At 32.3% G+C, this 23,622-nt stretch carries 21 protein-coding genes; 2 read left to right on the plus strand and 19 right to left on the minus strand.

The window, feature by feature from the left end:
* Window positions 1-42 precede the first annotated feature (42 nt).
* The 4 genes from BUA92_RS19730 to BUA92_RS19745 all read right to left on the minus strand — a co-directional run bounded on the left by BUA92_RS19730 (window position 43) and on the right by BUA92_RS19745 (window position 4,959).
* Window positions 43-1,320 carry a PTS sugar transporter subunit IIC gene (locus BUA92_RS19730; RefSeq protein ID WP_073022381.1) on the minus strand — a complete coding sequence of 426 codons (1,278 nt, stop codon included), beginning with the start codon at window positions 1,318-1,320 and terminating at the stop codon, window positions 43-45.
* A gap of 50 nt (window positions 1,321-1,370) precedes the next feature.
* Window positions 1,371-1,676 (minus strand): PTS sugar transporter subunit IIB, encoded by a 306-nt coding sequence (locus tag BUA92_RS19735; RefSeq protein ID WP_073022382.1) that lies wholly within the window; start codon window positions 1,674-1,676, stop codon window positions 1,371-1,373.
* A gap of 87 nt (window positions 1,677-1,763) precedes the next feature.
* On the minus strand, window positions 1,764-2,081 hold the full coding sequence (locus tag BUA92_RS19740; RefSeq protein ID WP_073022383.1) for a PTS sugar transporter subunit IIA: 318 nt from the start codon (window positions 2,079-2,081) through the stop codon (window positions 1,764-1,766).
* 208 nt (window positions 2,082-2,289) lie between these two features.
* Window positions 2,290-4,959 carry a sigma-54-dependent transcriptional regulator gene (locus BUA92_RS19745; RefSeq protein ID WP_073022384.1) on the minus strand — a complete coding sequence of 890 codons (2,670 nt, stop codon included), beginning with the start codon at window positions 4,957-4,959 and terminating at the stop codon, window positions 2,290-2,292.
* A gap of 265 nt (window positions 4,960-5,224) precedes the next feature.
* On the opposite strand from BUA92_RS19745, the gene BUA92_RS19750 reads away from it, so the two are divergent.
* Window positions 5,225-5,596 (plus strand): metal-dependent transcriptional regulator, encoded by a 372-nt coding sequence (locus BUA92_RS19750; protein WP_073022385.1) that lies wholly within the window; start codon window positions 5,225-5,227, stop codon window positions 5,594-5,596.
* 3 nt (window positions 5,597-5,599) lie between these two features.
* On the opposite strand, the gene BUA92_RS19755 is transcribed toward BUA92_RS19750, so the two are convergent.
* The 5 genes from BUA92_RS19755 to BUA92_RS19775 are packed head-to-tail and all read right to left on the minus strand — an operon-like array spanning window position 5,600 to window position 11,155.
* Window positions 5,600-7,324 carry an ABC transporter ATP-binding protein gene (locus BUA92_RS19755; protein ID WP_073022386.1) on the minus strand — a complete coding sequence of 575 codons (1,725 nt, stop codon included), beginning with the start codon at window positions 7,322-7,324 and terminating at the stop codon, window positions 5,600-5,602.
* Window positions 7,321-8,151, minus strand: a complete 831-nt coding sequence (locus BUA92_RS19760) for an ABC transporter ATP-binding protein (RefSeq protein WP_073022387.1) — start codon at window positions 8,149-8,151, stop codon at window positions 7,321-7,323. Before BUA92_RS19760 ends, BUA92_RS19755 begins: the two co-directional genes overlap by 4 nt.
* Window positions 8,152-8,161: 10 nt before the next feature.
* Complete coding sequence (locus BUA92_RS19765) at window positions 8,162-9,175, minus strand: FecCD family ABC transporter permease (RefSeq protein WP_073022388.1); 1,014 nt, start codon at window positions 9,173-9,175, stop codon at window positions 8,162-8,164.
* Window positions 9,172-10,200, minus strand: a complete 1,029-nt coding sequence (locus BUA92_RS19770; RefSeq protein ID WP_073022389.1) for a FecCD family ABC transporter permease — start codon at window positions 10,198-10,200, stop codon at window positions 9,172-9,174. The genes BUA92_RS19765 and BUA92_RS19770 overlap by 4 nt, the downstream gene beginning before the upstream one ends.
* Before the next feature lie 25 nt (window positions 10,201-10,225).
* Window positions 10,226-11,155, minus strand: a complete 930-nt coding sequence (locus tag BUA92_RS19775) for an ABC transporter substrate-binding protein (protein ID WP_073022390.1) — start codon at window positions 11,153-11,155, stop codon at window positions 10,226-10,228.
* A 322-nt stretch (window positions 11,156-11,477) separates the two neighbouring features.
* Between BUA92_RS19775 and BUA92_RS19780 the strand changes: the two genes are divergently transcribed.
* Window positions 11,478-12,446 (plus strand): helix-turn-helix domain-containing protein, encoded by a 969-nt coding sequence (locus BUA92_RS19780; protein WP_073022391.1) that lies wholly within the window; start codon window positions 11,478-11,480, stop codon window positions 12,444-12,446.
* Between the two features lie 48 nt (window positions 12,447-12,494).
* Here BUA92_RS19780 and BUA92_RS19785 read toward each other — a convergent pair whose 3' ends face one another.
* From BUA92_RS19785 to BUA92_RS19830, 10 genes are all read right to left on the minus strand, one after another.
* On the minus strand, window positions 12,495-14,426 hold the full coding sequence (locus BUA92_RS19785; protein WP_073022392.1) for an AraC family transcriptional regulator: 1,932 nt from the start codon (window positions 14,424-14,426) through the stop codon (window positions 12,495-12,497).
* A 612-nt stretch (window positions 14,427-15,038) separates the two neighbouring features.
* On the minus strand, window positions 15,039-15,974 hold the full coding sequence (locus BUA92_RS19790; RefSeq protein WP_073022393.1) for a 3-hydroxyacyl-CoA dehydrogenase family protein: 936 nt from the start codon (window positions 15,972-15,974) through the stop codon (window positions 15,039-15,041).
* 25 nt (window positions 15,975-15,999) lie between these two features.
* Entirely contained in the window at window positions 16,000-16,836 is an 837-nt protein-coding gene (locus BUA92_RS19795; protein ID WP_073022394.1) for a beta-keto acid cleavage family enzyme, read from the minus strand.
* Window positions 16,837-16,947: 111 nt separating this feature from the next.
* Complete coding sequence (locus tag BUA92_RS19800; RefSeq protein WP_073022395.1) at window positions 16,948-17,883, minus strand: cyclase family protein; 936 nt, start codon at window positions 17,881-17,883, stop codon at window positions 16,948-16,950.
* Between the two features lie 80 nt (window positions 17,884-17,963).
* Window positions 17,964-18,749 carry an SDR family NAD(P)-dependent oxidoreductase gene (locus BUA92_RS19805; protein ID WP_073022396.1) on the minus strand — a complete coding sequence of 262 codons (786 nt, stop codon included), beginning with the start codon at window positions 18,747-18,749 and terminating at the stop codon, window positions 17,964-17,966.
* A 25-nt stretch (window positions 18,750-18,774) separates the two neighbouring features.
* On the minus strand, window positions 18,775-19,113 hold the full coding sequence (locus BUA92_RS19810; RefSeq protein ID WP_073022397.1) for a cupin domain-containing protein: 339 nt from the start codon (window positions 19,111-19,113) through the stop codon (window positions 18,775-18,777).
* Window positions 19,114-19,137: 24 nt separating this feature from the next.
* Window positions 19,138-19,797 (minus strand): 3-oxoacid CoA-transferase subunit B, encoded by a 660-nt coding sequence (locus BUA92_RS19815; RefSeq protein ID WP_073022398.1) that lies wholly within the window; start codon window positions 19,795-19,797, stop codon window positions 19,138-19,140.
* Window positions 19,797-20,450 (minus strand): 3-oxoacid CoA-transferase subunit A, encoded by a 654-nt coding sequence (locus BUA92_RS19820; protein WP_073022399.1) that lies wholly within the window; start codon window positions 20,448-20,450, stop codon window positions 19,797-19,799. Before BUA92_RS19820 ends, BUA92_RS19815 begins: the two co-directional genes overlap by 1 nt.
* A 633-nt stretch (window positions 20,451-21,083) precedes the next feature.
* Entirely contained in the window at window positions 21,084-22,625 is a 1,542-nt protein-coding gene (locus BUA92_RS19825; RefSeq protein ID WP_073022400.1) for a sigma-54 interaction domain-containing protein, read from the minus strand.
* A 505-nt stretch (window positions 22,626-23,130) separates the two neighbouring features.
* Window positions 23,131-23,622, minus strand: a 492-nt coding sequence (locus tag BUA92_RS19830) for an FAD-dependent oxidoreductase (RefSeq protein ID WP_175550937.1), incomplete at its 5' end; no start/stop codon positions are given.

Genomic DNA, 23,622 nt, shown 5'->3' on the forward strand with positions numbered 1-23,622 from the left:
TCAAGCCACCACTCATACAAGTGGTGGCCTATTTTTAATATATTAAGCTTCTGCTTTCATTTCTATCTCATGAGCTTCTTTGTCTGCCTTTTTAAAGAATGGATACCAAACAACCATTTGTAAAAGTACAAGTACTACTTGAAGTACAGCTATCTTCCAGCTACCTTCCATTAATCCAGTAAATATTATAGGCATTCCGCTCATTGGTGTCATACCTGCTACTCTTGGAACTAAACCTATAGCTGTTAAACTATAAGCTATAGTTAAACTTATAGCATTCATGAATAAGAATGGCACTGCAAATCTAACATTGAAAACCATTGGGGTACCGAAAACTAGTGGTTCACTAATTCCGAAAAGAGATGGTACAGCAGATAATTTTCCTAATGTCTTATATTGTTTACTCTTAGCAAAGAACAACATAAGTAGAGCAAAACCTATTGCACTTGCAGACATAGTATAAGTACTTATAAACGCACGTCCAGTTATATTAGGAAGAGGATCTCCAGCTGCATAAGCTGCTAATTGAGCCGCATCCATTGCTGTAAATATTGGAAGAACAACTGAGTAAATAACTAATGTTCCATGAATTCCAAACCACCATAATATTTGTGAGAATGTCCATAAAATTATTATAGATACGATGTTTCCACCTACACCTTGTAATGGAGTTTGAACAAATGAATAAATAAATCCATGCATAGTTTTGAAAGGTGTTGCTGCAAAACCACCTGCAACAGCTAAAAATAAAGTAATAACTAAAAGTCCTGGTATTAAGCTACTAAAACTGCTTGATACAACTGGTGGTACACTTGATGGCATTTTAATTGTCCATCCCTTTTGTTTAATGTATACATATATTCTTGTTGCTACTATACTTATAATAATTGCTGAGAAAATCCCTCTTGCTCCTAACCATTCTACTGGTATAGAAGTTACATTAGCTTCATTAACCTTATTTACTGCAGTAGGTGTAATTATAAAGAAACATACTGCTGATAATAATGATGCTATAATACTATCTTCTTTATATTGTTTTGCATAACTACCAGATATAGTAAGTACAAATACTACAGCTAAAAAATTTGTTGTAAATAATATACCTGTGTTTAGAAGTCCTGCAATTCCTGAACTAGCAAGAAAAGCTTTCCATGCTGGTATTGGTAAGTTTTGAAATAATGAAGCAAATGAACCGAATAATGTAACAGGTAATGCTATCATCATTCCTCCAGTTATTCCATTTGCTAATTTACTTTTTTGAACTTTGTTTAATACTGGTGCTATCTTTTTTGATATCGCCTTTGCATCAAATTTAGCCATTTATAAATCCCCCTTTAAAATATTATCTTTTAATAACCTTTTCATTTGTATTAATCAAGTAATGAAAGTGCATCCTTTAACACTTTCTCACCATTTAGAGTTCCGTAGTCCATCATATCTATTACTGCAACTTTGATTCCTTTTGGTTCATATTGTTCTCTTATTTCATCTTCTAAGTAAGCTATTTGTGGTCCTAAAAGTAAAACTTCTGTAGGCTCTTCATATTCCTCAAATTTAGATTCTGACATAGCTATTACTTTTATATCAAGTCCTTGAGCTTTTGCACTTTCTTGCATCTTATTCATTAATATACTTGTAGACATTCCTGCTGCACAAATTAGGGTAATATATCTCATCATTCTTCCTCCTAAGATTCATTTTTATATTTTTTTATTAATTATTAAAACAAGCTTGCTTTTAATTATTATTAACTATTAGATTTACTATTTTCTAACTTCTTCATAAATATCAAGTACTTCTAGAGCTAAATCACGTATAGTAATTGCATTCATTAAATGATCTTGCGCATGTATCATAAGCAAATTTATCTGAAATTCCTCTCCTGCTGCTTCTCCTTGTATTAAACTAGTTTGGATGTTATGTGCTTTGTTTAAAGCTTCATTTGCCTCTTTAATCTTTGCTCTAGCAGCTTGTAAATCACCTTTTTTTGCTATTTTAATAGCGCCCATTGCTTTACTTCTAGCATCCCCACTATTAACTATTAATTCCATAACTATTTGTTCTTTTGACAGTATTTCCATTGCTTCACCTTCTATTCAAGTTATTTATGTATCTTACACTTTTATATATAGCAATCACCGTGCCAAGTTTAATTTCTCTCTTTCTTCAAATAACTTCTTTTCTAAAATCGCATTTTTACTGGATTTAAGTTAATATTAAAACTTTTTCGAACTAATATTTAAGTGCTTTATTTTAAGCTAAAAAAATAAAGCACATTCATTATGTGCTTTATTTTCTGCTTTTCATTCTAAACAAATTCATAAGATAACAAATCTCATCTTCTGATATAGTAATTGTGTATTTAGTATTAATTAAAGTACACTCACTTTTAATTAACCTATATAACTCTAGATTTTGTTTTATATATTCCTCTTTACCTATATACTCTTCTACTTTTCCATTATCAATTAACCTATCAACCATTACCGCCATATGAAGGGTTATTCCTATTAGAGCATTTGATGTTAGCTGTATCTCCAAAGCTTTAGTTACATTTCTACAAAACCTTTTTATGTCATTAACAATAGTTCTGCCATCAATATTCTTCAACTGATGCTCTAAGGTTTCCTTCATCTTCATATAGACTTTTTCTCTATCTATTAAATTTTGTATATCTTCTGAGGCCCTTCCCTCAATAATATCACTTAACTTAAATTGTATATAATCGGCATCTAACTCAAAAGGACTAACTATACTTAGTATTTCATATTTATTTGATAGTTTTTTAAGTCTATCATAAATGTTTTCTTTACCTATAAAGTTAAGTGGAATTATATCTAGCAACTCATTTTCCATCTTAAGATTTCTCTCCAAGATGCTCTTCATAGTTTTAGCACTTCCTTCACCAGTTGTGCAAATAGTAACTATACATAATCTCTTTTCCTCAGCTACTTCTGGTATATAGTCTAATGAATTATTATCATATAAATTATTAACTTCTAAAGTATCTCTGTATATTTCATCTAATGAGTAGCCCATTATTGCTTTTCTAGTAGCCTCCATACAATGAAGAGTACTCACTAGAGGAATAGTTCTTGTTTTTATTTTTAAGCTTTTCTCTATCTCCCTACCGAAGTTTGCAAGTGAACCCATATCAACTAAAAACAATATGTCTGTATTAATATTGTTTTGCCTTATATAATCTTTAACCTTTTCTAAGGTCATTTGAGGTTTCTCATCTATTGGAGCATTTATTCCCTTTGCATAGTTCACACCCAAAAGTCCATTTACAGCATCCGCTAAAGATGTAGCTGTTGTAGCACCATGTGATATGATTACTATATTTACATTACTATGAGAGTTTCTTATTTTTTCTTTATGATAAGTTAAAAACATAGTAATAAATCCAGCTTCATCCACAGGAATTTTAATGTCTAAAGACTGCTCTAATATTTTTAAGACGTCTATAGCCACATTAAACTCTCTGTTATATTCCTTACGAATTCTATTTAACTCTAAGTTTTCAATCTTTTTATTTCTTCTTATTCTATCAATAGAATTATTAATGTGAACTGCTAACCCATAGTATATCTGCTCATTGAACTTTACATCTAACTCTTCTTCACAATAATTAATCACGTTTTCAATTACCTTCATAATATGAGGTTCTATAATGTTTTCTATATTTGTAGTACCAACTTTATAATTAAACTTATCAATATATTTGTTAAAGTAACCCTCTACATTTCTCTGTATTTCTTCCTCAAAGCCTCTGCCTTCTATTCCTCTAGCTTTAAGTTCTCTAGTTTTATTCTCTAACATTTCATATATATTTTCATCTGAATCGGTTTCTTCAAATATTATCTTCTCTTCGTTTTTATCAAATATATAATATCTTTTATTAATATCACTTAATTTATTCCAAAGCTGTCTATGCTCAACTTCCCTATATAATCCTTCTGCTATATAACCTGGTAAGTCTAGGCTACTTATACTTATTTCTTCTTTTTTCTTTGACAAGAAATCTGCATATGCCCTTGCACAAGCCAGTTGTATATCTGATTTTAGCTGCCCTACATTATTCTTACAATCATAAAATAAAAATGACTTTATTGAATTAACAGATACTTTTATGCTTTTTCCAAGCCTTCCTGACTCTTCAATCATAAACTGCTTTATGAGATTAAATCTTTCTTCTATCCCTCTGTTTCTCAAAGCTGGTATTGTTATTACCATAGGAATTCTTCTTGTGAAAGTTTGAAGAAGAGTTGTATTAGGATCTTCTGTAGTTGCAGCTATTATGAGAACCTGTGCACTTCTTTCGCTAACTGTCTCTCCTAATCTTCTATACATTCCTCTATCCATAAAGGTAAAAAACATTTCTTGCCCCTCAGCTGGAAGTCTATGAACTTCATCTAAAAATAGAATTCCTCCATCCGCCTGCTCTAAAAGTCCAGCCTTATCAAAATCAGCTCCTGTATATGCTCCTTTTTTCACTCCAAATATTTGTCCTAACAATAGCTGAGGATTGTTTGCATAATCAGCACAGTTAAAAATTATAAAAGGACTCTCTTTAGGTTTTACTTCCATCTCAATAGCATATTTATATATTAACCCTGCAAAAGTTGATTTTCCAACCCCAGTCTCTCCAAGCAATAATATATTCATTCCATTAGGCGGATATAATATTGCTGCTTTTGCCTGCTCTAGAGCTGTATATAAACTTGGATTTAATTCTGAAAATCTATTTATCATAGATGTATCATTTACTGCCTTAAACAATGTAGGCTTTCCTTTAAACTTAACCGCTTTTCCTTCAGCAACTAATTTATTTAAATCATTACTTACATTTCCTCTAAGTAGATTTAATTCCTCTGCAATTTCTATTGCTGAAACTCCCTCAGGTTTTCTTTCTGTTGATTCTATAAGCTTCTTAAGAATTAAATCGATTCTCTTCATTTAATAGTTCACCTCTCTATATTAGGTCCGTTTAATATAAAATTTCTAAATATATTTAAATTCTATCATATATATTTAACTTTATCTATTTTGGTTTAAAATCCTTATTATAAAAAAGTAGAGCTCAGAAAATTAATACTGAGCTCTACTTTTACAAATGTTATTTATTTATATCCTTTATTGGAACTCCATTTAAAAAATGATATTATAAAATAAGATTCATTGTTAATTTGAATCAATGTTTTAAAAATACCAGGAGGTCCCTATGGAAAAACTTACTTTTGTAATGGAAAATTATTTAGAAGCTATTTATGAGTTATCAGAAGAAGGTAACGGCGTTAAAATGACTCATATAGCTGAAAAACTTGGAGTAACTAAAGCTAGCACCAATAGCGCTATGGCAACTTTAGCTGAAAAGGGCCTTATTACTAATGAAAAGTATAAAAAGATATTTTTAACTCCTTTAGGGCTAGAAATAGCTAAATTAACCTCTAAAAAACATCATATTATAAAAGACTTTTTTATAAAAGTTTTAAAAGTAGACTCCTCTATTGCTGATAATGATGCATGTTCTATAGAGCATGTTATTAGTTCAGATTCAATTAATGCTATGCAAAAATTTTTGTCAGATTTGTAACTTTTATGATACCTGACTTCTATATAACATAGCATAAGTTCCATTGTTACGAATTAGCTCATCATGGCTTCCCATTTCTTTAATGCCATTTCTCTCTAATACAACAATCTTATCTGCATTGCGAATAGTTGATAGCCTGTGGGCAATTACTATTGTTGTTCTATCTTTTGAAATTTCATCTAATGCAGCTTGAATTTCTTTTTCTGTTTTTGTATCAAGAGCTGAAGTTGCTTCATCTAGTATAAGTATAGGTGAATTTCTAAGAATTGCTCTAGCTATAGAAATTCTCTGCTTCTGTCCTCCAGAAAGACGTACTCCTCTTTCCCCTATAACTGTATCATAGCTATTTTCTAAAGTTTTAATAAACTCATGGGCATTGGCGGCTTTTGAAGCTTCAAGTACCTGCTCTTTACTAGCTTCTTTCCAGCCATAAACAATATTTTCATAAATGGTTCCATTAAATAAGAAAGTATCCTGTAAAACCATACTTATATTATCTCTAAGACTTTTTAAAGTTACATCTTTAATATCTTCACCATCTATTAAAATACTTCCTTTTTGTAAATCATAAAATCTATTCAAAAGACTTGCTATGGTGGTTTTACCAACTCCAGTAGTTCCTACAAAAGCTACAGTTTCACCTGGTTTTATATTTAAGTTTATGTTTTCTAAAACACCTATTTCATCATTATAAGAAAAAGAAACATCTTTAAACTCAATTTTTCCACTTACCTTAGATAGTTTTCTTGCATTAGCACTCTCTTTTACATCTGGAACCTCATCCAAGACTTCAAATACACGTCTACATCCTGCAACTGCTGTACCTGCCATTTCCATGAGTCTCGAAAAGCTCTTTATAGGTCCATAGAACATACCAAGATACATAGAAAACCCTACAATATCTCCAATATTAACTTCTCCTCTTGAAACCATCATTCCTCCAACTATTATCACTATAACAGAACCTAGTGCTGTGAAGAATGCAAGTAGTGGAAATGTTGTTTCAAAGAAGAAACTTGCTTTTAAGTAAGCTTTACTATGTTTCATTGAAAGTTTATTAACTCTTTTTTCTTCTGTATCTTGTTGATTAAATATCTGTATTTCCTTAATTCCAGAAAAATTATCTTGAACAGTCCCAGAAAGTTCTCCCCTAACCCTAGAGTTTTCCTTCCATATAGGAGAGAGATATTTACTTTGCCAAAGTGTAATTCCAATAAGAAAAGGAATAGTAACAAGACTAAAAAAGGCTAACTTTACATTAATAGAGAATAATAATATCCCTACACCTATAAAAGTCAGTATATTAACAACAAAGTCAGGAATTATATGAGCTAAAAGAACCTCAACTTCCATAACATCATTAATTACCCTACTGGTTAAGTCTCCTGTACGACTTTTATTGAAATACTTAAGCCCCATATGTTGAAGCTTAGAATAAAGTTCAGTTCTCGTATCTGCAACGTAATGCAAAGCTGCATGATGGTTTAAATATCCTGAAATAGAACTTCCAGCTGACTGAAGTATAGTTGCAACTAAAAGCATTAATCCTATTCTTAAAGACTGAGCACCAAAATTAGAACTTCCTTCTGTTGCTAAGCTTGTAAGTTCTCTTAAGGCCCATGGGTTATAAAATCCTGCTACAGTAGAAACAATAACAGCTATTAGTGCTAGTATTAAATAGCACCAATATTTCTTGGCTCCCATAAAAATACGTAAGGTTGTCTTCATATAACTATAGCCTCCTTCTCTCTTATTATTACCTCTTCATTATCTTCAACAATATCATAGGTAATACATACTGGACGATTGCTTTTAGGTTCAATAACAACATCAGCATTTATATTGAAGGTTTTTCTAAGAACCTCTGGAGTCATAACCTCTTCTGGACTTCCATGCTTTATGATACTTCCTTTTTGTATAGCAATAATATAATCAGAAAATCTTGCAGCAAGATTTAAATCATGAAGAACCATGACTATTGTACACTTTTGACTACGATTAAGTTCAAATAAAAGTTTTAAAACCTCAAGTTGATGAGCAAGATCAAGATAAGTAGTAGGCTCATCTAATAAGATTAAATCTGTTTGCTGTGCTAAAGCCATGGCAATCCACACTCTCTGTCTTTGCCCTCCTGATAAAGTATCAACTTCTCTTTTCTCAAACTCACTTAACTTAGTTGCATCTAAAGCCCATTTAACTATTTTTTTATCCTCTTCTGTTAGATTTCCAAAACCCTTTTGATGAGGGAAACGTCCATATGCTACTAACTCACTTACCGTAAGTCCACTTGGTGCAGTAGGTGTTTGAGGAAGTATGGCCATCTTTTTAGCTATTTCTTTTGTAGGAAGTTTGCTTATATCTTGTCCACTTAGATGTACTACTCCCTTTTTAGGCTTTAATATACGCCCAACAGCCTTTAATATAGTTGACTTTCCGCATCCATTAGCTCCTATAATAGAAGTTATCTTTCCTTTTGGTATCTGCATATTTAATTCTTTTACTATGAGAGTATCCTCATAAGCTATATCTAAATTTTTAGTTTCAATACTTTTCATATAAACCTCCCTAATTTGACTTTACTAACAGGTATAAGAAGTAAGGTGTACTTAATACTGTAATAATAATTCCTGTAGGAACATCAGTCCCAAGACTTATGGTCCTAGTAATAGTATCTGATAGTAGAATGATTATTGAGCCTACTAAAGATGCTGTAGGAATCAAAAGCTTATGATTTGAACCTACAAACTTTCTTGCCATATGAGGAGAAATCATTCCAATGAAAAAGAAGTTTCCACCTAAAGCTACACTACCTGAAGATAAAGCAACAGCTACTACAGCTAAAGCTATAAATTCTTTCTTTACTGCTACTCCTAAGCCTGTTGCAGTTTGTTCCCCAAGATTTAAGGTGTTTAAGATACGAGATTTATAAAGTACATATAAAAATAAAATCAATACCCAAGGGGCAAGAATAGAAATATAAGTCCAATTATCTCCCCAAAGACTTCCTGCACTCCATCTTTGAATAAAATCCATCTGATTTTCATCTAGTTTTAAAGTAAGCAAAGTAGTTATAGCGCCATATCCACTTCCCACAGCTACCCCTGTTAAAATCAGTCCTGTAGGAGATATGCTTCGCCCTTTTCTATAAGCAAGAAAGAATATAAGTATAGCAGCAGTCATTCCCCCTACAAAAGCCAGAAGTGGTAGTGCAATAGCAGAAGGTGTGCTCTCAACCTTAAAAATAACCACGAATAATAATACAAATAATCCTGAACCAGAACTTATTCCCAAGGTTCCAGGACTAGCCATATCATTACGAAGCAAACTCTGCATTACGCATCCAGCAGTTCCCATACCAATACCAACAAGAACAGTTAATACAATACGAGGAAGACGAAAATCATATACGATAAGATTTTGCTTAGCAGTCCCTTTTCCAAAAAGAACATTAAAAACTTCAGAAGGAGAGAGGCTCATTTTACCAGAATTTATGCTTATTACAGCTACAACTAACAGAATAATTATAAGTATAAATATAATAGTTAAACCGCGTGAAACTGAATAACCCTTTTTCTTCATTCAAATTCCCTCCTTTGTACCCTTGTAAGATAAAGAAAATACGGAACACCTATTACAGCAAAAATAACTCCGATAGGAGTTTCATAAGGCTTATTAATAAGTCTTCCAACTAAATCTGCTGAAACAGTTAATAACGCTCCATATAATGCTGAAGCTGGAACAATATATCTATAATCCACCCCTATAAGGTAACGAACTATATGAGGTACTATTAATCCTACAAATCCAACAGGTCCTACAACAATTACAGAAAGTCCTGTAAGTATTAAAACAACTAATGTAGATATTCCTTTAACCCTTTTAGTATTAAGTCCAAGGCCTACAGCCGCATCATCCCCAAGATTTAATACAGTAATTGAAGGGGATAAAGCAATAGCCACAAGTATCCCTATTATGAAAAATGGGAAAACAATAGCAAGCTCACTCCAGCTAGCACCTGCTGTTCCTCCAGCAGTCCAATAAGCTAACGCCTGCCCAAGTCTATATTTAATAGAAAGATATTGACTAAAGGCACCAAATAACATCGATATAGAAACACCTGCTAATACAAGTTTCTGTGGTTTCATTCCGCCTCTTCCAAAAGAAGCAATAAAGTAAGTCATACCAGTGGTTACAGCTGCACCAATACATGCAAAAAGCATCATTTGTCCATAACTTCCACCAGGTAAAAAAGCCATACAAATAGCCATGGCAAAAGTAGCCCCACTACTTATCCCCATAAGCCCAGAGTCTGCAAGTGGATTTCTTGTAGTTCCCTGCATTATAGCACCACACACTGCAAGGCTTGAGCCAACAATAATATTAGCTGCTGTACGAGGAAGTCTTAGAGTTTGAATAATCTGGTGTTCCGTTAAAGAAGAGTCAAAATTAAAAATGGCTCCCCAAGCCGTAGATAAACTCATATCAGCAGCGCCAAAAGAAATTGACGCCGCTGACATAATCACCAGCAAAACCACCCCTGCAATCATATAGATTGTAAAATTCAAAGCTCCTAACTGTCGCTTTTTTTTATAGGTATTTTGCATATTTATTTTCCTTTCTTAATTAGAGTTATTTAACTAATGAATTTATTGCATCAACCATATAGTCAAGTTGAGCAGTAAGACTTGTAACATCTGAATAGTAGAAAAGTCCTTGATTTTCTCCTGGAATTTCAGCAACTCTACCTTCTGTAACAGCAGGTATACTCTTCCATATTTCTGTCTTAGCATACTCTGACTCTTTACCTTCTTGCTTAAACCATAATATATAATCTCCAAAATACTCATGAGCCACTTCATAGCTTATAGTTCCACGTCCTTCTCCCGATTTTGCTATAAGTTCTTTTAGCTTGTCTGGATATTTAAGACCAAGATAATCATAAACTAAAGTACCACCTCTTGAACCTGTTTCATATGCAACTCCGCTCCATTCACCAGAAGGACCCCAGTCTTCCATAATGCTGAATGTTTTCCCTGTAAATGCATCACCTTTAAGAGTTTTCTTAGCATCAGCAAGTTTCTCTTCAAAGTTAGAAACTGCCTTATTGGCCTCATCAGCTCGTCCAGTAGCTTCGCCTATAATCTTAAGTCTTTCTTCTGAACTTTTTGACTCTGGAATAACAAGAACTGGAGCTATTTTACTGAACTTGTCAAAGTCTGCTTCATCATATGTAATTATAAGTTCTGGTTCTAAAGCCATAACCTCTTCAGGCTCCCATTTTTCAATTTTTGTAGAAGCCTTAAGCTCATCGTAAAAAGGCATAGTTTCTTGAGTCCATGCATTATATCCAACTAAATTTAACTCTAAAGTAATAACATCTCCAACATACCAGTTAGCAACAACACGTTTAGGATTAGCTGGAACTTTTATATCCCCTTTAACAGTACTTACCGTACGAACAGTTGCTTCTTCTTTCTCTGCATTCTTAGATGAAGAACAACCAGCTAAAATTGCTGTAGTCATAATTATTGAACAAAATAATGCCAAAATTTTTTTCATTTTATATCTCTCCCTTATAACCCTTATTATTAATCTTATAACGCTAGCGCCTGCGTTATATACAAATGTAAGACTAGTCTAACTTCAAAAATCGTAGCATTTATAAATTCTTCTGTCAATCGCTTAAAAAGTCAGTTTTCAGAAGTCATTCTTTATTAAAATCGTGGTAATTTATTATTTTATAAGCGTTAAATGAAAATACTTCTCTCTTTTATGGATTGTTATTTAAATAGAATGGATTATATTCTTATTGAAAATATTTCTCAAACAATGTTATAATTTTCTTAATTTAAATCACAGAAATGAGAGGCGTGAAAATTTTATGGATGAATATAAAGATTCTTCTTGGGATGCTTTAGCAGATAAATATAAACTCTATAAAAGACCCTATGGTAAGGGGCAGATTTACGATTTTCCACCTCATTGGTCAAATGGGTGGATTGCAGAATTGAATCCAGCTGATGGTTTATATGTATCAAGCGCTTGGCTTACCCCAAGTGAACAGATAGTACATACAATAAATTCTACTAAACCCTTTATGATAATCTTTTGTGTTGACTGTGGGGATATAGTTTATTCACATCAAGGAAAAAAGAGACAAACTCTTTCACCTATAACTCATGTGATTATTAATCCTCAAAAGCAATTTACTCTAACATTCTTAAAAGACGTACACTATTGTTTTACCAGTGTATTGATTTTTGATGACTTTATAAAACCATTTCTAAAGGATCGCATAAGTGCACCTAGAATAAGTGTTCAAGATGCGAAGCTTTGGAAAACTCAGCACTATAATAGTCCTGATATAATGCTTATTTTGGAGCAAATTAGATGGGCAGTAAGAAATGCAGATATGCCATTACTTGCTTTTGAGGGTATGACTTTGCATCTATTATCTGCAATCACTAGAAACTTTCCTGATATACCAAAAAGAAGAAGCAGTCGGCGTCACTATGTTACTTGGGAAAATGAGCAGAAAATTTATCAAGTTAAAAATAAGATTGATGAAGATGTTTTAAATCCTCCAGATACCATCGAACTATGCAGAATGGCCGGTATGAGTGAAAGTAAACTACGTGAAACCTTCAAAAACCACTATAGCGTGCCTCTTTATAAATATATTCGTATAGAAACTATGAAAAGAGCCATGCAGCTATTATCCGATGACCACTTAAGCATTCGTAATATCTCTGAACTATGTGGTTATAAAAATCCAGCAAAGTTTGCTGCTGCTTTTAAAGATGTACATGGAATTACTCCAAGTGATTTTAGAAAATACTTCAACCTCTAAATAAAAAATTAAGATACCTATATCACATAAGTATCTTAATTTTTCTTATTAACTTTTAGACCTTTCTAATAACCCCTTTACAATCACATCTAATTGTGCATTAAAGGATTGAATATCAGAAAACCAGAACATTCCACTTTCTACCTGAACTACATTACCGTTTTTTACAGTAGGAATAGATTCCCATACATTATTGCCCTTCATCTTCACAATTTGTTCATCTGAAAAAATATAATCACCTGCATAGTCCTGTAAAGCTTCATATGATATATTAATATAGGAAACTCCCTCTTTATCAAACACTTCATCTTTGATACGCTTTGGAGGATTAAGACCTAAGTGTTTATAAATTATTTCGCCTCCACGACCATAGCTATCTCCAAAAATACACATTACACCATTATCTTTCATCTCATATAACGCTACTGTCTTATCATTAATTCCAGCATTACTTAAAGATTCCTTGGCATCTAAAATCTTTTTATTAAACTCTGTAACTACTTTCTCTGCCTCTTCTTTTTTATTTACTAAATCACCGAAAAACTTAACTCTTTCTTCATATCCCCAGTCATAATATGGCATAATAACAGTAGGCGCAATTTTAGAGAGCTTATCATAATTATCTTTTTGAATCCAGATGATAAGATCTGGCTCCAAAGCTGCTATTTCCTCATAATTAGGTTCCCATGAGTCAATCACAGTTGTATTCGATAATGCATCTTCAAAAACCGCCCCATCATTAAATGAAGTTCCTACAGGTTCTATACCAAAGCTTAAAATATCACCTTGAAACTGCGCTACTACTATCCTTTTAGGCTTTACAGGAACTTTAACATCTCCCATCATTGTATTTATTACTCTTGTACCCTCATCAACAGATTGAGATGCTTCGTTGTTAGACTTTGCTTCATCACCATTACTATTAGCTGCACTACTACATGCGGTTAATAGCAAAGTAAGGCTTAAAGCTGCTGAAATCACAGTTTTATTTTTTAGTTTTTTGAACATTTTATATTCCCCTTCCTCAAAAAGTTTGACTACTCTAACTAATCTTTCTTTATTATAAGGGAATAAAAAATCACTCTCCATGGTATAATCGTTTATATCAATTGGTGTTTTCGCTCTATATTCACTTGGAGACATGCCCACATTTTTCAAAAACAACTTACTAAAATTAAACTCATCTTGAAATCCACAACTAACAGCCACCGATTTCACTGAAATATTTTTTGTATTAAGTAGTTTTTTCGCTTGTTCTAAACGATATTTTGTTAAATATTCTTGTGGACTTTTACCATATCTTTTTTTAAAATTTCTACGTAAATTACTGTCACTTATTCCTAACATGTAAGCAATATTTTGTATTGATATCGCTTCGCTATAATGTCCATCAATATACCGTTTTGCCATAGAAATTACGTCTAAAGAAAATATAGATACGCTCTCATTAACCAGTTCTTCATATACAGCATAAACAATCTGATAAAAAGCTGCTTTTCCATAAAAAAGGTTTAAAGGAGTTTGCTTCTGCCACTTTTCATACATCTCCAAAAATTTACTTCCAAAAAACAATGGATTGCTAGGCTTAAAACCATACTGCAAGCTAAAGGGATTCATATTCTCTATAATCCTGTGGAAATCTCTTCTATATAAAGATGGCTCACTAGCCTTATACAGAATCATGTAAGTTTCAATCCAGGGCTCAATTGGTCTTATTGAAAGTTCTACACCCTTCCCTCCGTGAAATACTCCAAAATTATCTATATTATATGAATTGTCTCCAATAGATACCTCTGCTTCTCCTCCATTAGTATAGATAAAGGTATTAGCAGGCATTATATAATTGTTTATTGCCTGCTCTCTAGAAATAAGACTGTGCCTTATATCGATTAGAGAAATGCTGCATTTCTCCCATATTCTAAGGGCATCTGATAACTCTTCCTTTGAGAAAATAACCGCTCTATCTAACTTCTTTTTCATAACATAACTCCTTGCAAAACATAGTTAGAATGAACTAACTTCTTTCTGTAATTGTAGCATATTGCTGTGCTATTTGTCATCCTTCAAACTTATGCTAATCTAATTTCTATCATACCGCTGTTTCAGTGTTCCAATGCTTCACTTTTACGCTGTTCCTATTTTTCTGAAGCCCTATTCACCACTTTTCCAATGTTCCGCTGTTCCTATGTTTTTGCACTTTTGCATAACTATGTTTCAAGACTCATGCATACTTATGATTTATTTGCTTTTATCTGTATAACCCTTTAAATTTAGAGTCTTACTAAAACAATAAATCTCAAATTTATTATTTGTTATATATAAAAAAGACTGTAAAACTAATTTCTTAAGTTAGTTCATTTAAGCTGGATTTCTGGTTAACTGGTTAACTGGTTTTCTGTATATATGGTTATTAAACATACTGTTTTAATCAAAGATATTTATAGAAGCCTTTTTACGATTTTTAATAGGCTGAAGCTTTTAGTAATAAAAATAAGAGCTTTGAGTTAGCAACTAATATTGCTAACTCAAAACTCCTTTTTAACATGAATTTATATTTTTAAATATTGGGGGTCAATATCTAAAGAAAAAAAGTTACTTTTTATATAATGTTTCTATTAAATAATCTCTAAGCTCCTCATTTGATTTTTCTATTTGTTCGGGAGTCCATTTTTGAAATCCAGTTCCGCTCTTGAAGCCTAATTCTCCCTTTTCAACCTTTTCTCTTAATATAGGAGAAGGTTCAGTAGAGTTTTCTAAATGCTTTAAGATATAATCATGAATAGATAAAGTTAAATCTGTTCCTACCATATCAGCATTTTCCATAGGTCCTAACTTTGGAAGCCTTAGTCCAAAACTATATTTAATTGCTTCATCAACAGTTTGAGCATCTGCTATTCCTCTTTCTACAATAGATATAGCCTCTCTCCAAAGTGCATGTTGAAGTCTATTAGCTACAAAGCCTGGAACATCCATATTTACTCTTATTGGTTTTTTATTTACCTTCTTAAGTAATTCCATGGTGTCATCCATAACTTCTTCTGAAGTGTAATCAGATTTAACTACTTCAACTAGAGGTATTAGGTATGGAGGATTCCAGAAGTGAGTTCCTACAACCCTTGATTTATCTTTAACTTTTTGTGATATTTCAGTAATGCTCATTACAGATGTATTAGTTGCAAATATTACACTTTCTTTGCATAATGGCTCTAAACGCATAAATAGGTCTTGTTTTAGTTCCATTTTTTCTGGAATACATTCTATGATAAAATCAGCATCCTTAACCGCTTCCTTTAAATCCTCTGTTAAAGTTATTCTATCTAATGTAGCGTTAACTTCTTCTTGAGTAAAAACACCATTTTCTTTTAATACTTGAAGGTTTGTTCTTATCTTATACATACATTCAAGTTCAAATTTTTCTCTGATAAATATAGTTACCTTTAAATCTTCACAACCAGCGAATACTTGAGCTATTCCACTTCCCATCATGCCTGGACCAAATACTGTAATGTTTCTAATCTTATTGTTCACGAAATTAATCCTCCTACATTTTTATTTAGCAGTTTTTAAGTCCTAATATTTTTCTTGCTTCAGCTGGAGTTGCTATTTCTTTACCCATTTCAATCACAGTTCTCTTTGTTCTTTCAACAAATTCCACATTGGATGTAGCTAGCTGTCCTTTTTTATAGAATATGTTATCTTCCATTCCTACTCTTAGGTTTCCACCTAATGCTAATGTTGCATATAATATAGGAAGATGTTGCTTACCTATTCCTATAGCTCCCCAAGTTGAATCCTCAGGAATTAAATTCTTAAGATATACTAGATTTTCTACAGTTGCTGCCATTCCTCCAGGTACTCCTAATACAAATTGGAAATGAAGTGGTCCTTTTAATATTCCTTTTTTATAATAATATAATGCGTTATAAACCATTCCTGCATCGAATATTTCTATTTCAGGCTTCACATCATTTTCTTGCATAGCAATACCTAACTTTTCTAGGAATTGTGGACTGTTTTCAAACACTGTTGAATGCTGCCAATTCATACTTCCACAGTCATAAGATGCTATTTCAGGTTTTAATTCTATGAAAGGCTTCATTCTTACATCATCATCAAGACCTATTCCGCCTGAAGTAGTTAAGTTTATTACTATATCACATTTTTCTCTTACAAGTTTTACTGTCTTTTCGAATTTTTCAAAGCTCATAGATGCCTTATCTTCGTCATCTCTAACATGTATATGAGCAACAGAAGCTCCTGCCTTATAGCATTGATAAATTTCTTCAGCTATTTCTTCAGGTTGTAGCGGTACATATGGTGTCTCTTTTTTTGTAGGCCAAGCTCCTGTAGTTGCTACTGTCAATATAACTTTCTCTTCTGAATTTCCCATAATTAATTTCCTCTTTTCCTTAATTTTAATTTTGAGGATACTCTATAAGAGCATCCTCAAAAATTAATTCTTATTTATATTTGTGTGCTTTCAGACCTTATTAATTTAGGACTAAAATCCACCGTATGTGTAAGTTCTTTCTGGAACATCATTTACTTGATCTTCATCTATTTCAGCGACGCAACGAACCATAGAACCGTCTCCCATGTACCATCTGATTGGGAAGCAGAAGAATCTGAAGCGTTTTCCAGATACCTTATCTAAATTTCCACCAAGGTTTTCAACACCAACAATACCATGTCCTAACATTTGTTTATGACAAGGTTCCCATGTTCCCCAGCATCCGATTTCTTCTAAATCACCGAACTTTTCATCATACGCTTCTTTTCCATGAATTCTAATGTATTCATCTTTATCAAATTCAGCATATGCTTCTTCACCAAATTTTTCTTTGTATTCTTCTGTTATTGGTCTTCCTGAGGCACCTAGTAAGTTTAATTTAGTAGCTCCATTATTACCCATAGCTGTATGAAGTGGATGATCAAGAGCTTGCATATCCATAGCTACACATTTAACTTTATGTTTTACAAACCATTTTCCTGCTTCAACGCCTGTACCACATGAGTAATGATAGTACTCTTTTGAATCATCAAATTTACGATGCATTCCTGTATTTAAACAGATAACCATTCCTTCTAATTCTTCTGGTTTGATATTTGCACGTCTACATGCATCTTCAAGATGTTCTGGCCCAATTAATCCCCAAGGTTCAATATTTATTTCAAGACAAACTGCATCACCTGTATATGCATCAACTGGCATTTCATGAGTATAACGAGCTCTTCTTCCATCAAATTCTTTTTCCATAACATGACGTGGTGCATCACAGTGTGTTCCAGTGTGTTGTACGCAATCAATTCTTTGTGTAAGAACTCCACCTTTTGCTAAACTGTGCATAGAATCAATTACTGGTTTTACAAAATAAGGCCAACGTGGAATATCAGCACTGAATGGGTGTGTTAAATCTACAAATACTTTTTTTGTCATTTTCATTTCCTCCTAAAATTGCGAATTATTTACCTGATTATATCAACTAGTATTCTTAAAACATTCCTAATTAAGTTAGGTTAGTTAGCCCAGTACCCACCTTCTGCAGCTACATTAGCTCCAGTCATGAAGTCACTTGCACTTGATGCTAGGAATATACATGGTCCTACAAAATCTTCTGGTTCTCCAAGACGACCTACAGGAAGTCTTCTTAAGAAGTTTTTATAGACAGCACTTTCTGGATCAAACATCCACTCCGTTAAATCTGAACGGAATACTGTTGGGTTTATTGTATTAACATTAATTTTATGTTTAGCTGTCCACTCGCAAGCTAGGGATTGAGCCATAAGATCTATTCCTGCTTTTGCTGTACAGTATCCTGTATATCCAGACATACCCATCTTAGAACGTGCAGAAGATACCATTATAACCTTACCGCCTTTTCCCTGTTCTATCATTTGTTGTCCAACATATTTACAGAATAACCATGTTCCTTGTACATCGGAATCCATGATTTTTTTCCATTCACTTAACTCTTGTTCTACTATTGGTTGTGGATTATTGTATCCTGCTGCTGTTACTAATACATTGATTTCTCCAAATCTTTTAACAACATCATCAACCACTTTAATTACATCTGCTTCTATAGCTGGATCTCCTGTTGAATATCCACAGACAATTCCTTGAGCTTCTAATTCATCACATAAAGCTTTACATTTTGCATCACTACGTCCAGTAACAAAAACCTTCATTCCTGCAAGTCCATATCCAAAAGCAACTGCTTTTCCTAATGCTCCAGTAGCTCCAGTTATAACAGCAACTTTACCTGTAACATCAAATAACTTATTTACAAATTGTGAATCCATTACTATTCTCCTTCTCGATTATGCCTTAATAATTTACTACTACTAACATAGTTGCAGGCATATTAGTTTCATTGATAATTGATCTACCTTCATTAGGAGCTATAAATATTGAATCATATTTATTTAGTACATATTCTTCAGTCTTAGTTTTTATTGTTACTTGTCCATCTAAGACAACATAGATTTTTTCTGTAGGAGAGTCTTCATAAGCGTACTCTGCACCACCACCTGGAAGAAAATGTGTTACTCCCATCCAAAATTCTTTTGCTCCAGTTTCTTCAGTACCATGTAATTTTAAAGTTGAGCAGTCAAAATGTAATGGAGCCTTATATGGTTTAACCTCGTTAAATTTAACTTGTTTCATTTCTTCACCTCCTCTCAATATCCCTTAAATATCTATAGTCTTTAAATTTTCAGCTATTATTAAATTAGCTTCAGTAGCATTTATTACCTCTTCCACTGTTAAGTCTGGAGCAATCTCCTTTAAAAAAAGCCCTTCTGGAGTTACTTCCATAACAGCCATTTCAGTAACAATTAGATTTACTTTACCTACAGCTGTAAGTGGAAGTCTGCATTCTTTAAGTATTTTGGTTTCACCTTTAGCAGTATGCATCATGGCAATTATTACTTTTTTTGCACCACTCACTAAGTCCATAGCTCCTCCCATACCTGGAACCATCTTTCCTGGTATCATGTAGTTTGCTAAGTTTCCTTTTTCATCTACCTCTAAGGAACCTAAAACGGTAACGTCTACATGTCCACCACGAATTATTCCAAAAGATGTAGAACTGTCAAAAAAAGCTGCTCCACTATTTATAGTTACATATTGTGCTCCTGCATTTACTATGTCTTTATCTTCTTTACCTTCTTCTGGCACACTTCCTAAGCCAACAAAACCATTTTCAGATTGGAAAGTTACATTTATATCTTCTGGTAAATAATTTGCTACCATTGTTGGAAGTCCTATTCCTAAATTAACTACATCTCCATCTTTAAGTTCTTTTGCTATTCTTCTTGCAATAAACTCTTTAGCATTTTTAGGATTCATTACGCTTCACCTCCAACAATATAATCAACAAATATCCCTGGGGTCATAACATGATTAGGATCAAGTTCCCCAACTTCCACAATTCTTTCAGCACCTACTATTACATTGTCTGCTGCTGTTGCCATTAGTGGATTAAAGTTTCTTGTTGAAGCGTTGTAAAATACATTACCTTGCTTGTCTACAATTGACCCTCCCAATATCGCTAAATCCGCTCTTAATGGAAGTTCTAGAATATATTCTTTATCTTGGGCTTTAATTTTCTGTTTGCCTTCCTCTACAATTGTACCTATACCTGTTTCAGTTAAAAATCCACCTATTCCAGCTCCACCGCATCTAATTTGTTCTACTAATGTTCCTTGAGGTACAAGTTCAACAATAAGTTCTCCCCTATTCATTTGCTTTCCTGCCTCTGGATTTAATCCTATATGAGATGCGATAACCTTTTTAACTTGCTTATTAACAACTAATTTACCTACTCCTCTGTCTGGAAATCCAGTATCATTAGCTATTATAGTTAAATTTTTCACATTTTTCTTTACTATTGCATCAATAATAAACTCAGGAGTACCTACCCCCATGAAGCCGCCTACCATAATGGTCATATCATCTTTAATGAATTCCATTACTTCATCAATACTTTTTATCTTGTTCATAAGTCACCTACTTCTAATCATGTATCTCTCAACACTTATACTTATAGCAATTAGTATGCCAAACCTCCGGAAAATCTTTGTACCTTTTTCCTCTTACATCTTAAATAGCTATGAGCCCTTGTTTTATGGACTTTAACATTTTTATAATTAAGTTGTTTTTTAAATTTCTTCTGACCTATATTTGAAAACATTTTTCAATTACTTATAGATTTGATTCATTTTTGTATCATTCTTTAAAAACTAAGTGTTAGTATAGATTTAATAACAGTTTTATCTCTAATACATTTTTGTATCACTTCAATTTATTAATGTATCGTTTTCTTAATATTGATTCTTTTAATTATTAATTACCTCTAAAATCATTGATAACTCTCATTTCAATTAAGATTTCTATATTTTAATTGATTTATATATAGGCTTCTTTAAATTCACATTTCTATTAAAATTTAAGTTCATTAAGTTGGTAGATACTTTTTTCCAATAAAGTCATGTATTTATTCAATGCGATAACCTTTCATAAAAATAAAAAGATATCACAATAATGATAAAAAAATCACTTTGTAATACCTTTTAAAATTAAAGACAATATATGAAATTCATCATAGTAATATCAATAATCAAATATATAACCCATTATTCCTTTGTAATCTCCACGCCCAATGCTTTTGCCTTTCTAAAAACAGTTGGCTGAGCTACACCTAATACTCTAGCCGCTTTATAAGTACTTCCATGACTTCTTAAAGCCTGCTCTATCATCTGTCTCTCCAATTTTTTTACAGCTTGCTTTAAAGTCAAATCTTCATTATTCTTTTTGAAATTTATCTTGTCTTTTCCAAGAACGTTTACTACATTTTCATAGTTTATATATAAGCTATCATCAATAACTATAAGCCTTTCTATTATGTTTTGAAGCTCTCTTACATTACCAGGCCAATCATAGTATTCTAAGCCTTCTATAGCCATAGCTTCAATCTTTTTTTGCTTATTATATTTTGTATTAAACTTATCTACAAAAGCATTGATCAATAGTTTGATGTCACTTTTTCTTTCTCTTAGTGGAGGTATTTTTATGGGTAAAACATTTAATCTATAAAACAAATCCTCTCTAAATTTACCTTGTCTTATTAATTCTTCTAAATTACAGTTAGTAGATGCAATAACTCTTACATCTAGTTTTATACTCTTTGTTCCACCTACTCTAGTTAATTCCTTTTCTTGAAGAACTCTTAATAATTTTGATTGAAGGCTCATAGGCATTTCACCTATTTCATCCAAAAGCAGAGTTCCACCATTTGCAATTTCGAACATACCTAGCTTCTCCTTATTCAAAGCTCCTGTAAATGACCCTTTTTCATATCCAAATAATTCTGATTCAATTAAACTTTCTGGAATAGCAGCACAATTTACTTTAATATATGGATTATCTTTTCTATCACTTTTTTCATGTATCTCTTTAGCTATTATTTCTTTTCCACAGCCTGTCTCACCTGTTATTAGTATTGTAGCTTCTGTTTTTGCAACATAACTAATAAGTTCTTTTATTTCTCTTATCTTTACACTTTCTCCTATAAAGTTTTTGTTCTTAATGAATTTGCTTCTATAATAATTCAACTCGTTAAGATACTTTTCATTTTTCTTTTCTGCCATTTCTATTTCATCTTTTAACTTCAGTAACTCTGTTAGATCTCTCATTACAGTTAATACCTGAATAACCTCACCATTTTTATCGAATATTGGGTTCCCAGTTATAAGTACTTTGTTATTATTATTTATAGTTGCTAAAGATGTTATCTTCTTTTTTTGTTCAATAACAAGTAAAGAAATTGAATTATTAAAGTACCCATCAATAACTACACTCTTTATACTTCTTCCTACTAAATCCTCTTCTTTTATTCCAGTTATATCAGTATATCCTTTATTGACTGCTATCACTATTCCCTTATTGTCAACTATACATATACCATCTGATACAGCATCTCCTATAGAAAAAGCATCCAACTCTCTATCCTTATACGTTTTCAATATTTCTAACTCTTCTTTTTGCTTTAGTACTATTTCTTTATAACTCTCTATTATTTTTAATATATCTTCATCAACTTTTAGAGGTCCTCTTTCCTCTAAATCTCTAATTTTACTATTTAAATCCTTTTCAACTTCAAATATTCTTTTGGGCATTTATTTTCTCCTCAACTCCTAATATTTTATCTGATAACACCGAGTATCTAATACAATTATGTATTAGCAATTTTGATACCAATTAGTCTACAGTTATAACGATCTCCGTAATCATTGAATTTTCTTACCTTATGCTTACTACTCATATTTATATTTTTTCTTCATGTATACTATAAATAATTCATATATGAATTATTATAATATAAAAGCTTGATTTTCCACAAATATGTTAATACAAAAATGTATTGTTTTTAATTCATTTCTGTATTGATGAATCTCAAAATCCTCCGACATTCAATTCTTTAATATTATAGGTTGCACTACTGCCCTGTAGATGCTTCTTATCTAGTCTCATTAGATTCCTTTTTTTAACTTTTTAGGGTAGTCTACTTTTTGCCTATTCATTATTTAAGTGTTTATAAAAAATAATTTATATATTAGGTGTAGTATTTAAAAAGACTGTAAAACCAACCTTTTAAGTCGATTTTACAGCCTTGTATTAACTCTATTTACTGCTTAAATATTCATGGATTCCATTAGCAGCTCTTTTTCCTGCTCCCATTGCTAGGATTACTGTTGCAGCTCCTGTTACTGCGTCTCCGCCTGCGTATACTCCGTCTTTTGTTGTTTTTCCTGTTTCTTCTTCAACTACTAGACATCTTCTTTTATTTATTTCTAGTCCTTTTGTTGTTGAAGATATTAGTGGGTTTGGTGATGTTCCTAGAGACATTATTACTGTATCTAGTGGCATTACAAATTCTGAACCTTCTACCTCTACTGGTTTTCTTCTTCCTGAGGCATCAGGTTCGCCTAGTTCCATTCTTATACACTTCATGCCTGTAACCCAACCTTTTTCATCTTGTTGTATTTCTACTGGGTTTGTTAGAAGGTCAAAGATTATTCCTTCTTCTTTTGCATGATGTACTTCTTCTACTCTTGCTGGAAGCTCTGCTTCGCTTCTTCTATATACTATATGAACTTCTGCTCCTAGTCTTAA

Origin of the sequence: Clostridium intestinale DSM 6191, assembly GCF_900130055.1 — a bacterium.
GTDB lineage: Bacteria > Bacillota > Clostridia > Clostridiales > Clostridiaceae > Clostridium_T > Clostridium_T intestinale.